The sequence below is a fragment of the Arthrobacter sp. NPDC080082 genome (assembly GCF_040686595.1).
Classification (GTDB): Bacteria; Actinomycetota; Actinomycetes; order Actinomycetales; family Micrococcaceae; genus Arthrobacter.
This window is the reverse complement of sequence record NZ_JBFBKQ010000006.1, coordinates 249,722-261,278: the sequence shown is the minus strand read 5'-3', so window position 1 is coordinate 261,278 and position 11,557 is coordinate 249,722. Positions and strand designations below refer to the sequence as shown.

Below are 11,557 nucleotides of genomic sequence, written 5' to 3'. Positions count from 1 at the left end.
TCAACCAATCAATAAAACAATCGGTATCAACAAACTTGGCACACTATTGAGTTCTCAAACAACAGACACACCCGGCACCACCACAACCCCATCAAGGGCCGCGACTCGCTCCGGAGCAACTTTTCAAACTTACCCGATCACCAACCGCAATGCAAACCGGCGTAACCGCCGAATCCCACGCAATGGAAGGGTCCCCACCCGAAAAACCGGCGCACAATTCCGCACCATTTTTCAGGCCGTTCAACAAGGGGGTCGGTCGCTATCTTTCCGCTTCAGCGGCGGCGACTCGAATAACTTTACATACGAACACCGGACCACACAAATCGCACCCCCAAGGCCCTCCCCCGCCCCGAAAACCGCGGAAACCCGGGACTCAGCGCTTCTTCGGGGCCCAATCAACCGCCGTCGTACCCAAAACCGCTCCGTGTGCGCTCGGTCACCACCCCGCGGACCCGGCGCCAGCAGCCCCACGGCAGCCGGCGGCTTAACGCGCAAGGGGCCGGCAACCATGACGGTTGCCGGCCCCTCTCAAGCCACTGGCTTCAGGAGTGCTGAATTACCAGGAAGACTTCGTGATGCCCGGGAGCTCACCGCGGTGAGCCATGTCGCGGAAGCGAACACGGGAGATGCCGAACTTCTGGAAGGTGCCACGCGGGCGGCCATCGATGATGTCGCGGTTGCGGAGGCGGACCGGGGAAGCGTTGCGCGGCAGCTTCTGCAGGCCGAGGCGTGCAGCTTCGCGGGCTTCGTCGGTCGAGTTGGGGTCGACCAGGGCCTTCTTCAGTTCGAGGCGCTTTGCAGCGTAGCGCTCGACGATGACTTTACGCTGTTCGTTCTTAGCGATCATTGACTTCTTAGCCATGTGCTTAGCGCTCCTCTCGGAATTCGACGTGCTTGCGGATCTTGGGATCGTACTTCCGCAGGACCATGCGGTCCGGGTCGTTACGACGGTTCTTGCGCGTCACGTAGGTGTAACCCGTGCCCGCGGTCGACTTAAGCTTGATGATCGGACGTACGTCCTTGTCCTTTGCCACTAGAGCTTCACTCCTCGTGCCAGGATGTCGGCGACGACAACGTCGATGCCGCGTACGTCGATGGTCTTGATGCCACGTGCAGAGACCTGCAGGGTGACATTACGGCGCAGGGACGGAACCCAGTAGCGCTTCTTCTGGATGTTCGGGTCGAACCGGCGCTTGTTGCGGCGGTGCGAGTGCGAAATGCTGTGTCCAAAGCCCGGCTCGGCTCCGGTCACCTGGCAGTGTGCTGCCATGACGACTCTCCTCATGAAAATAAATGAAACGGCAGGCGGAGTTCCGCGTTACCGTGCGATAGGCAGCGTCCGCCGCCAGCTCCCCTCGAACGGGCCCCTCACGACAACGGCCGAAACCGTGCTGCGAGGGAACTGAAGAAGGAGTCCGGGACAACCGTCAGGGAGAACTCGTAAGCCATCACTGCGGTACCGGGATGCCGGGCGAATACAGGAACGCGCGCAACTTGAGCCCCTAACTACCGGCCTCCGGAGCCGCCTGCACTGCAGACTTTTCCGTCAACCGGAGCAATTGCCCACGCTCCGCGCCACCTAGCGCCTACCAAGTCTACGATCTCGCGGAATTAAAGACCAATCCGGGGGTCCGAGGGTGTATAAGGCGGTCCCCCGGACATGCGGGGAAGACTTAAGCGGGGCGCAGTTCTTTCACAGCAAAACGAAAGGGAACGGGCAGATTCTGGATTCATGAACACATCGACCCAGACTGCTCAGCAGCCCCTCGCCCGGCGGGCCGGGGCCGGCGGCGACCCGTTTGCGGCGCAGCACCGCCGGCGGATGTTCAGGGGCGACCTGCTCACGGTCACCGCCTGGTCCTCCATCGCAGCTGCCATCGCCCTGTGGCTTGCCGACGGCGGCGCATCCGGCTTCTCCACCCCGGGCGGAACCTTCACGGCCCTGGGCATCGTGGCCGGACTCGCCGGCATGGACCTGGTGCTGCTGATGCTGCTGCTCGCGGCGCGGCTGCCCATCATCGACGGGGCCGTCGGCCACGACCGGGCCCTCGAATTCCACCGCAAGCTGGGGAAACCCGCCCTGTACCTGCTCCTGGCCCACGGCGTCCTGCTGGCGGTCGGCTACGGGATGGCGGACGGCCTGGACCCCGTCAGCGAGGCAGTGTCCCTCTGGGTACAGGTGCCGGACATGTGGCTGGCGTACATCTCCATCCTGCTGTTCATCGCCGTCGTCGTGACCTCCCTGGTGGCCGTGCGCCGCCGCTTCCCCTACGAGTTCTGGTACGCGGTACACCTGCTGACCTACGCCGCGGTCCTGACCGCCATTCCGCACCAGTTCAGCGTCGGCGGGCTCTTCGCCGAGGGCACCTGGCAGCGCTGGTACTGGCTGGCCGTCTGCATCGGGACCGGCGCCGCGTTGGCGCACTACCGGGTCCTGGAGCCGATCGTTGCCACCGTCCGGCACCAGCTGACGGTCAGCCGCGTCGTCTCCGCCGGCCACGGCGTGGTCAGCATCGAAATGACTGGCCGGCACCTTGACGAGCTGGCCGGCAGCGGCGGCCGTTTCTTTATCTGGCGGTTCCTTGCCCCCGGCCAGTGGTGGCACCCTCACCCCTTCAGCCTCTCCGCCGAGCCCGTGACGTTCGGGGCCGACGGCGGCGGCCGGCTCAGGATCACGGTCCGGAACCTGGGCCGCGGTTCCGCCGCCCTGGCCCGGCTGCGGCCGGGCACCCGGGTAGCGGTGGAGGGACCGTACGGGCTGTTCAGCTCGGCCTCCCGCAGCCGGCGAAAGGTGGTCCTCATCGGCGCCGGGATCGGCATTACCCCCATCCGGGCGCTGCTCGAGAACACGCCCTTCGCGCCGGGGGAAGCCACGGTGATCCTTCGCGGTCACAATCAGTCCGGCCTGTACCTCGGCGACGAGATCCTGGACCTCTGCCAGCGGCGCGGGGCCACCCTGTTCCACCTGACCGGCCGACGGCCCCGGGGCGTGAGCACCTGGCTGCCCGAGAGCGAGTCCCGCGCCGGCTATCGGCTGGCCAGCTACGCTCCCGACCTGGCCGGCTCCGACATCTACGTCTGCGGCCCGGATGCCTGGGCCCGGAACGTCCTCGACGACGCACGCCAGGCCGGCGTGCGGGAAGAACAACTCCACTACGAAAGGTTTGACTGGTGAGAATACGCGCAGTAGTTTCCGCGACCCTGGCTTCCGCCGGGATCCTTTTGGCCGGCTGGCAGTCCGGCGCCCACGTGGCCGAATCGGCCAGCGCGGTCGGCACGACGGCGGGAACCGCCGGGACCGGGACCACCGGCACAGGGTCCGCCAAGTCCGGGCTGGGCAGTTCCGCCGGCGGCTCGACCTCCGGGTCCGCAGCCTCCGGGGACACGTCCTCCGGCACCGGCACCAGCGGCAGCGGCAGCGGGTCGTCAGGATCCTCCGGCAGCTCCTCCGGTTCCTCCAGTGCCGGCGGCACCTTCACCGGGGACTCGGTGCAGACCCGGTTCGGCTCGGTCCAGGTGCAGATCAGCGTCAGCGGCGGCAAGATCACGGACGTCAAGGCGCTGCAGCTCACGGACGAGGACCGCCGCTCGGTGCAGATCAGCAACCGCGCCGCTCCCCTGCTGCGCTCCGAGGTGCTCCAGGTCCAGTCCGCCAACGTCCAGACCATCAGCGGGGCCACCGTCACCAGCTCCGCGTACCTGACCTCGCTGCAGGCGGCCCTCGATGCTGCCCACCTCTAAGCCGGAAAGCCCGGCATTGAAGGCCCGGACATTCCAGTGCATGGGTACCGTCATCGGCCTCACCGTCCCGATGGCGGGGAACGACGACGGCGGCCCCCGGGCCGCGACGGAGGAGGCCCTCGGCTCGGCCGCGGACGCCGTCGAATGCATCTTCCGGGAGCTTGACGGGCAGTTCAGCCTCTACCGGCCGGATTCGGAGGCCAGCCGGGTGGTCCGCCGGGAGGTGACGCCTAAGGAAACCTCGGCTGGCTTCCGGGACCGCTACGCCGAGGCCGCGAACTGGCGGCTGCTGACCGAGGGCGCCTTTACCCCGGAACGTCCCGACGGGGCCCAGGACCTGTCTGGGCTGGTCAAGGGCTACGCGGTCCAGGAGGCCGGGGCCGCCCTGGCGTCGCTGGGGCTGAGGGACTGGTGCCTCAACGCCGGCGGCGACGTGCTGGTCTCCGGCTCGCCGATCGTCGGGACCGCGGCCACCTGGCAGGCCGGCATCGTGGACCCGCAGGACCGCGGCACCCTGCTGGCCGCCTACCCGCTGGGCGGCGGCCACACGGCGCGGGCGCTGGCCACCTCCGGGTCGGCCGAACGCGGCGACCACATCTGGACGCGGGCCACCGGGCCGAGCGAATTCCTCCAGGTCTCGGTCGCCGCGGCGGACATCGTGACCGCCGACGTACTGGCCACCGCGATCGTGGCGGGTGGGCTCCCGATGCTGAACCGCGCCACCGACGGCTGGGACGTCCAGATCCTCGCGGTCAGGCGCGACGGCGGCCTGCTCGCCACACCCGGTTTCCGCGCCTAGCGCTCCTGGCCGTCAGCGCTCCCGGCCGTCAGCCCGGCAGGGCATTCGACGCCGCGACCCGGGCGTACCAAAGCCCGCTGGCCTTGGGGATCCGGCGCTGCGTGTCGTACTCCACCCGGACCAGGCCGAAGCGCTGGTGGAAGCCGAAGGCCCACTCGAAGTTATCCAGCAGGGACCAGGCGAAGTAGCCGCGCACGTCCACCCCCTCGGCAATCGCCGCGTGCAGCGCGCGGAGGTGCTGTTCGAAGAAGCTCCGCCGGTCCTCGTCGTTGACGAAGCCCGCCGCGTCCGGTTCGTCGTCGTAGGCGGCGCCGTTCTCGGTGATGTAGATCGGGATCCCTGCCGGCCCCGTGTATTCGCGTTGCAGCCGCACCAGCAACCGGCGCAGCCCATCGGGCTGGACTTCCCAGCCCATGCCGGTGAGGGGGAGTCCGCGGGGCACGGTGTGCACGCCGTCGGCGGCCACCATCGGGGAGGACGGGTCAGGGTCCCGACCGGGCTCCGCCGTGAAGGCACTCCCGTGGTAGTAGTTGACGCCCAGGACGTCCAGCGGGGCACTGATCAGTTCGAGGTCTCCGGACCGGACGACGTCGGCCATGCCCAGGTGCGCGACGTCGGCCAGAACGTCCGCGGGGTATTCGCCCCGGAAGAGCGGGTCCAGGAACAGCCGGTTGGATTGGCCGTCGGCGCGCCGGGCGGCGTCGCGATCCAGTTCACGGTCCGCGTCCGCCGGGTCCGCGACGGTCAGGTTCAGGGTGATGCCCACGGTGGCGGCGGCGTTCCGGCTCCGGATCTCCCGCACCGCCAAACCGTGGCCCAGCAGCAGGTGGTGGACGGCGGCGAGGGCGGCCGCCGGGTCCATGCGGCCGGGAGCGTGGAGGCCGGCGGCGTAGCCCAGGAAGGCCGAAACCCAGGGTTCGTTCAGGGTGGTCCAGAACCGGACCCGGTCCCCCAGCGCCCCGTGCATGAGGGCCGCGAACTCCGCGAACCGTTCGGCGGTCTCCCGGGCTGCCCAGCCGCCCTTGTCCTCCAGCGCCTGGGGCAGGTCCCAGTGGTAGAGCGTGATCCAGGGCGTGATCCCGGCCGCCAGCAGCCGGTCGACCAGGTCCGAGTAGAAGGCGATTCCCTCCGGGTTGGGGGTGACGCCGTCGGGCATGCAGCGGGCCCAGGAGACCGAGAACCGGTAGGCGGCCAGGTTCAGGTCCTGCATCAGCGCGATGTCCTGCGCCGTGCGGTGGTAGTGGTCGCAGGCGACGTCGCCGTTGTGCCCGTCAGCCACGGCGCCGGGCACCCGGCTGAAGACGTCCCAGATCGATTCGCCGCGCCCGCCCTCCCGGGCCGCGCCCTCGATCTGGTACGCGGCGGTGGCGGCGCCCCAGAGGAAGCCGGGCGGGAAGGTCACTGGGGTGCTGTTCATCCGGTGCTGCTCCTTTGAACGGTGCTCATCCTTGTGTCAGGGCGGCGGCCGCTGCCCCGCAGGGCCTAGAGGTGGGTCAGCTGAGGATACCGCGGCGTGAGGCCGTCGCCGGAGGACTTCCCGGTGACCCGCCGCATCACCCAGGGGCCGGCGAATTCCCGGACCCAGCGGGCATTGGCGGCGAGCGCCTCGGAGCGGCTGAGTTCCGGGACCGGGGCCATGGGCGGCACGTCGATGGAGTGCTCGTGGGCCAGGACGTCGAGGACCCGCCGGGCCATGGTGGCGTGCCCGGCCGGGGACATGTGCATCCGGTCCGTGGCCCACATGCCCCAGTCGTAGTATTCGCTGAAGCGCCAGTAGTCCACCAGGAGTGCCCCGTGGTCGCCGGCGATGCCGCGGACCAGTTCGTTGTAGATGGCGGTGCGGCCGCGCATGGTGCTGAAGACCTTGGACCCGCGGGCGTCGAAGCCGGTGAACATCACCACGGTGGCGCCGGTGGCGGTCAGCTTGGCGACGGCCTCGTTGTACTCCTCGAGCAGCCCGTCGATGTCGATGGTGGGCCGGAGGATGTCGTTGGCGCCGGCGTAGATGGTCACCAGCGTGGGGTTGAGCGCGACGGCGGCGTCCACCTGTTCGGCCAGGATCTGCCGCAGTTTCCGGCCGCGGATGGCCAGGTTGGCGTAGCCGAATCCGGGGTCCGCGGCGCCGAGCTGCTCGGCGACCCGGTCGGCCCAACCGCGCACCCCGTTGGGGCGGGACGGATCGTCGTCGCCGACGCCTTCGGTGAAGGAGTCTCCGAGGGCCACATACCGGGTGCTGAAATCCATGCAGACAGTCTGTCACCCGTTGCCGGAAGCAACCAAGGAGGCGCGAAGGCCTACCCGGCCTCGACGGGTCCGTTCTCACGCAGGATCCAGTGGCAGGGGTCCAGCCGGGCCACCACCTTCTCGCCGATCCGGGCGAGGGCGGCGACGTCGTCGGGGTCCAGGGCGTCGAGGAAGAGCTCGCGCACCGCCTCCACGTGGGCGGGGGCGAGCCCCACCAGGGTTTCCAGCCCGGCGTCGGTCAGGTGCGCCGTGGTGACGCGGGCGTCGCCGGGGTGGGGCTGGCGTTCCACCCATCCCCGGTTCTGCAGCTTGGTGACCACGTGCGAGAGCCGGGACAGTGAGGCGCTGGTGCGGGCGGCGAGTTCGCTCATCGGCAGGTAACGGCCCTCCGCCTCGGACAGCATGGCCAGGACGTTGTAGTCGAAGAGGGAGAGCTTCCCGGCCGAGTGCAGCTGGGTGTCCAGCGCGGCCGGCAGCAGGGTGTTGATGCTCAGCTGTGCCAGCCAGGCACGGCGTTCCTCGGCGTTGAGCCAGCGCGGATCGGTCATGGCTCCATTCTAGGAGCTGCGAAGCTTGACGGTTCAACCCTCTTTATTCGATGCCTGCCGGGCCGCGCGGACAGGCGGTACGCTGACGCTATGTACGTCGTGTCGCTCACCTACAAGGTGCCCGAAGAGATCGTCGATTTCCACCTGCCCGCGCACGTCCAGTGGCTGCAGGACGCCTTCGACCGGGGCGTCTTCATGGTGGCAGGGCGCAAGATTCCCCGGACCGGAGGGCTGCTGCTCTCCAATGCCGAGCGCGCGGACCTGGACGCGGCGCTGCTCGCGGATCCGTTCTACGTCAACGGCGTGGCGGACTACGACGTCGAGGAGTTCCACGCCAGCCGGGTGGCCCCCGGCTTCGAGAACCTGCTGGACGCCTAGGCCGGAGCCTCAGGTCAGCAGCTTCTTCAGCCCGCCCTTCTCGGGCACCCGCACCGGCTGAGGCCAGCGCGGGGTGAGCTGGTCCCCCAGGGTGACGCCGCGCAGTTTCCGGCCGAACAGCGGCAGCACCCAGTCGTGCACCCAGCGCCGCTGCCGCCGTTCCCAGTCGCGGAATCCCAGCGGGGCGGCCGGTTCCCATTCCTTGGGGCTGATGCTGTGCGCTACCCCCAGATGGTCCAGGACTTGCGCGGCGAGGTACTTGTGGCCGGCCTTGGACATGTGGAGTCGGTCGCTGTCCCACATCCTGGGGTCCTGAAACGCCTCGAAGGCCCAGTAGTCCACCAGCACGGCTCCGTACCAGTCGGCCAGTTCCCGGACCCGGCGGTTATAGAGTGTGTTGCGGCGCTTGAAGGGTTCGAGCAGCACGGAGACCTTGACATCGAAGCCGGTGAAGAGCACCACGGTGGCCCCCGAGGCGGTGAGCCGGGCGACCAGGATCTCGTAGTCGTCCATCAGGTCCTCGATGTCGGTGCCGAGGTCCAGCAGGTCGTTGCCGCCGGCGTAAAGGGTCACCAGGGAGGGTTTCATCGCCAGCGCAGGTTCCAGCTGCTCGGCGATGATCTGCCGGAGGCGCTTGCTGCGGATGGCGAGGTTGGCGTATTCCCAGCCCGGGTCCGCCTTCGCCAGCCTCTCGGCCACCCGGTCCGCCCAGCCCCGGACACCGTTGGGCAGGTGCTTGCTGCGGTCCCCCACGCCCTCAGTGAAGGAATCGCCGAGGGCGACGTAAACCCGCCGCCCGTCCGGGCCCGGATGCAAGAGGTTCGCGGCCATGCCGCCACGGTAGCGCCGCCGGCCAAAGAGCCGGTGCCGGGAGGGTGAACTGCGGGCGGCGGCTTGGCACCGGGATGGTGCCCCCCCGGTTCCATACCGCCGCCCGCGCCTTTGCCTAGAGCTCGGCCCGGCCCTGCCGCCAGTAGCCCATGAAGGCGACGTTCGCCCGGTCGATCCCCGCCTCGCGGACCAGATAACGCCGCAGCTCCCGGACGGTGCCCGCCTCGCCCGCGATCCAGGCGTAGAACGGGCTGGCCGGGACACTTTCCGGGGTCTCCCACAAGAGGTCCGCGTCGTCCGTCACCGCTTCCGTCTCCGGGGCGGCCGCCCCCGTCAGGGCGCCGCGGCCATCCGGGCGGGAGACGATGTCCGGGACGGCATCCCGGAGCAGTTCGCCGTGCGGCCGGCCTCCGTCGGAAGGTTTCCCCGCGGCCGCGGTGCGGCGCGGGAGCCAGGTGACGGCGACGTCGGCCTCCGTGGTGATGTGCCGGATGTCGCCGACGTCAGGGACCTCCAGGACGGCGTCGCCGCTCAGGTGCGGGGGCAGGCTCTCGAGGATCGCGCAGATTGCCGGGACCGCCGTCTCGTCCCCGGCCAGCAGGATCCGCCGGGCGGCGCCGGGCCGCCACTCGATGCCGGCATAGGTCTCCTCCAGCACACAGTGCGCGGCGCGGCTGTTCGGGCCGATCAGGGTGACGCGGTCCCCGGGCCGGGCCTGCCGGGCCCACGTGGCACCCGGCCCTTCGGCGTCCGCTCCGCTGCCGCCCATTCCGGCGCCCCCGTGGGCGTGCAGCACGATATCGACGTCGATCTCGGGGTAGACGGCGTCCAGCCGGGCCCGCCGGACGGTGTAGGTCCGCATGGTCCCCCGGACGTCCGCGTCCATGGCCAGCCATTGGCGGTACCAGCCGGGTTCCTCGACCCGGAAGGCCGGGAGGGGCAGCGCGCTTCCGTCCGCCGCCCGCGACGGGAGCACCAGCTTCACCCGGAGGTCCAGGGTGGGGCCGTGCACGCCGAAGTCGCGCAGCGCGTAGCCGCCGAGGGTGATCCTCCGGAAGCCGGGGCTGAGGTCCCGCACGGCGGACACGGTGACGTCGAAAGCGCGGGACATCGGCTGCCCGGCGAGGGTTTCGGGGACCGGCCGGGGTGCCGTGCGCTGCGCGGTCACGGGACCGTCACCATCCCGTTGCCGCCGGCCGGGGCAAGCACGGTGTGGTGGCGCCCGATCGGCAGCACCAGGGGCGTCCCGGATACCGGATCCGGCATTACGCGGCACTCCAGGCCGAACACCTCCCGGATCAGCTCCTCCGTGACCACCGCCGCGGGCACGCCCTCGGCCACGATCCGCCCCGCCTTCAGGGCGATGAGGTGGTCCGCGTACCGTGCGGCCAGGTTCAGGTCGTGCAGCACGACCACCACCGTGGTGCCGCGGCGACGGTTCAGTTCGGTCAGCAGGTCCAGCACCTCCACCTGATGCGCGAGGTCCAGGTAGGTGGTGGGTTCGTCCAGCAGCAGCAGCCCGGTCTCCTGTGCCAAGGCCATGGCAATCCAGACCCGCTGGCGCTGGCCGCCGGAGAGCTCGTCGACGTCGCGGCCGGCAAGGTGCGCGGTGTCCGTGGCCGCCAGCGCACGGTCGACGGCCTCCCCATCCGCCCGGCTCCACCCGCCGAAGGCGCCGCGGTGGGGATAGCGGCCACGGCCGACGAGGTCCCGGACGAGGAGTCCGGCCGGCGCGGAGGGATGCTGCGGGAGCAGTCCCATCTGCCGGGCGAGGTCCCGGGCCGGACGGGACCGGATGTCCTGGCCGTCGAGAGTGACCGCGCCGCCCGCGGGCTTGAGCAGCCGGGACAGGCCGCGGAGCAGGGTGGACTTGCCGCAGGCGTTGGCGCCCACAATCATGGTCACCTTCCGGGGCGGAATCGTGCAGTTGAGGCCGGCCACCACCGGCGTGGTCCCGTAGTCGAGGGTGAGATCCTGTGCGGCGAGTTCTGCCATCTCAGGTGTCCTTTCGGTTGGCGGTGGCCAGCAGCCACAGCAGGAAGGGCGCGCCCAGCGCCCCGGTCACGACCCCCACGGGGAGGACGGTTCCGGCCAGGAGCAGCGGGGCGAGGTTCGCGGCGAGGAAGTCGGCGGAGAGGACGATCAGCATCCCCGTCAGGGCCGCGGCCGGCAGGCTCGTCCGTCGGCTCAGGCGTCGGGAAATCGGGCCGGCAAGGAAGGCGACGAACGCCACCGGGCCGGCCGCCGCCGTCGCGCAGGCCGCGAGGGCGACGCTCACCGCCACGACGCCCAGCCGGGTGGCGCCGACCCGCACGCCGAGCCCCGCGGCGGCGTCGTCGCCGAGTTCGACCATCCGCAGGGGCCGCGCCAAGGCCGCGGCCGCCGGGATCAGCACCAGCAGGGCCGCGGCCAGAACCCCCGCCCGTTCCCATCCCGCGGAGTTCAGCGAGCCGCTGAGCCAGACCAGGGCATCCGCGGCGGTCCGGATGTCGGAGCGGGTCATGAGGAAACTGACCACCGCCTGCAGCGCCGCGGCGATTCCGACGCCGGCCAGGATCAGCCGCCCGCCGGCCGCCCCGCTCCCGCCGGTACCGCGTCGGGAGATCGCGTAGATCAGGAGTGCGACGGCGAGGGCGCCCGCGAGCGCGGCCCCGGATACTGCGGCGCCGGAGGCCCCGAAGACCACGATGGCCGTGACCGCCGCGGCGCTGGCACCGTAGCTGATGCCGATGACGTCCGGGCTGGCCAGCGGGTTCCGCAGCAATGTCTGGAACAGCGCCCCCGAGAGGCCTAAGGCGGCGCCGACCATGGCGCCCGTGACCGCCCGCGGCAGCTTCAGCTCCATCACCATGAAGCTCACCGTCGGGATCCTGGGGGCACCGCTGAAGTGCGCGGCCAAAACCCTCCACAGGTCCGGAACGGTGACGGTGTAGCTGCCCAGCAGGACCGACGCCGTGAACACCCCGCCGGCGGCGAATGCCAGCAGCACCGCCGGGCGGGACGGCCGCAGGGGCAG

14 protein-coding genes are annotated in these 11,557 nt (G+C 70.2%); 4 read left to right on the top strand and 10 right to left on the bottom strand.

The genetic code is table 11. The features are described from left to right. Positions 1 to 556: 556 nt before the first annotated feature. The 3 genes from rpsN to rpmB are packed head-to-tail and all read right to left on the bottom strand — an operon-like array spanning position 557 to position 1,270. Positions 557 to 862: a 30S ribosomal protein S14 gene (rpsN, locus tag AB0O44_RS14295; protein WP_043485315.1), complete on the bottom strand. Its 306-nt coding sequence runs from the start codon at positions 860 to 862 to the stop codon at positions 557 to 559. 4 nt (positions 863 to 866) lie between these two features. Then, positions 867 to 1,034, bottom strand: coding sequence for a 50S ribosomal protein L33 (gene rpmG / locus AB0O44_RS14290; RefSeq protein ID WP_290257284.1), 168 nt, complete (start codon positions 1,032 to 1,034; stop codon positions 867 to 869). Continuing rightward, positions 1,034 to 1,270: a 50S ribosomal protein L28 gene (gene rpmB, locus AB0O44_RS14285; protein WP_056737118.1), complete on the bottom strand. Its 237-nt coding sequence runs from the start codon at positions 1,268 to 1,270 to the stop codon at positions 1,034 to 1,036. The genes rpmG and rpmB overlap by 1 nt, the downstream gene beginning before the upstream one ends. A 462-nt stretch (positions 1,271 to 1,732) precedes the next feature. On the opposite strand from rpmB, the gene AB0O44_RS14280 reads away from it, so the two are divergent. From AB0O44_RS14280 to AB0O44_RS14270, 3 genes are read left to right on the top strand one after another with little or no spacing between them, the layout of a single operon-like run. Further along, positions 1,733 to 3,175: a ferredoxin reductase family protein gene (locus AB0O44_RS14280; RefSeq protein WP_364138433.1), complete on the top strand. Its 1,443-nt coding sequence runs from the start codon at positions 1,733 to 1,735 to the stop codon at positions 3,173 to 3,175. After that, positions 3,172 to 3,741: an FMN-binding protein gene (locus AB0O44_RS14275; RefSeq protein WP_364138430.1), complete on the top strand. Its 570-nt coding sequence runs from the start codon at positions 3,172 to 3,174 to the stop codon at positions 3,739 to 3,741. The genes AB0O44_RS14280 and AB0O44_RS14275 overlap by 4 nt, the downstream gene beginning before the upstream one ends. Before the next feature lie 40 nt (positions 3,742 to 3,781). Then, the gene (locus AB0O44_RS14270; RefSeq protein ID WP_364138427.1) at positions 3,782 to 4,540 is read left to right on the top strand and encodes an FAD:protein FMN transferase; all 759 of its coding nucleotides are present in this window, start codon (positions 3,782 to 3,784) and stop codon (positions 4,538 to 4,540) included. A 28-nt stretch (positions 4,541 to 4,568) separates the two neighbouring features. On the opposite strand, the gene AB0O44_RS14265 is transcribed toward AB0O44_RS14270, so the two are convergent. The 3 genes from AB0O44_RS14265 to AB0O44_RS14255 form a co-directional block, all read right to left on the bottom strand. Continuing rightward, positions 4,569 to 5,957, bottom strand: a complete 1,389-nt coding sequence (locus AB0O44_RS14265) for a GH1 family beta-glucosidase (protein WP_364138424.1) — start codon at positions 5,955 to 5,957, stop codon at positions 4,569 to 4,571. 65 nt (positions 5,958 to 6,022) lie between these two features. After that, on the bottom strand, positions 6,023 to 6,784 hold the full coding sequence (locus AB0O44_RS14260; RefSeq protein ID WP_364138421.1) for an SGNH/GDSL hydrolase family protein: 762 nt from the start codon (positions 6,782 to 6,784) through the stop codon (positions 6,023 to 6,025). 50 nt (positions 6,785 to 6,834) lie between these two features. Next, positions 6,835 to 7,332 carry a MarR family transcriptional regulator gene (locus tag AB0O44_RS14255; protein WP_290257278.1) on the bottom strand — a complete coding sequence of 166 codons (498 nt, stop codon included), beginning with the start codon at positions 7,330 to 7,332 and terminating at the stop codon, positions 6,835 to 6,837. 90 nt (positions 7,333 to 7,422) lie between these two features. Between AB0O44_RS14255 and AB0O44_RS14250 the strand changes: the two genes are divergently transcribed. Beyond that, a complete protein-coding gene (locus AB0O44_RS14250) occupies positions 7,423 to 7,710 on the top strand; it encodes a YciI family protein (protein ID WP_364138419.1) in 288 nt (95 codons plus the stop codon). A gap of 9 nt (positions 7,711 to 7,719) precedes the next feature. Here the strand turns inward: AB0O44_RS14250 and AB0O44_RS14245 are convergent, their stop codons facing one another. The 4 genes from AB0O44_RS14245 to AB0O44_RS14230 all read right to left on the bottom strand — a co-directional run bounded on the left by AB0O44_RS14245 (position 7,720) and on the right by AB0O44_RS14230 (position 11,530). Continuing rightward, positions 7,720 to 8,541, bottom strand: a complete 822-nt coding sequence (locus tag AB0O44_RS14245) for an SGNH/GDSL hydrolase family protein (protein WP_364138417.1) — start codon at positions 8,539 to 8,541, stop codon at positions 7,720 to 7,722. Between the two features lie 115 nt (positions 8,542 to 8,656). Continuing rightward, positions 8,657 to 9,652, bottom strand: coding sequence for a siderophore-interacting protein (locus AB0O44_RS14240; RefSeq protein ID WP_364138480.1), 996 nt, complete (start codon positions 9,650 to 9,652; stop codon positions 8,657 to 8,659). A 53-nt stretch (positions 9,653 to 9,705) separates the two neighbouring features. Then, on the bottom strand, positions 9,706 to 10,536 hold the full coding sequence (locus tag AB0O44_RS14235) for an ABC transporter ATP-binding protein (RefSeq protein WP_364138415.1): 831 nt from the start codon (positions 10,534 to 10,536) through the stop codon (positions 9,706 to 9,708). A gap of 1 nt (position 10,537) precedes the next feature. Then, positions 10,538 to 11,530: an iron chelate uptake ABC transporter family permease subunit gene (locus AB0O44_RS14230; protein ID WP_364138477.1), complete on the bottom strand. Its 993-nt coding sequence runs from the start codon at positions 11,528 to 11,530 to the stop codon at positions 10,538 to 10,540. Positions 11,531 to 11,557: the final 27 nt, after the last annotated feature.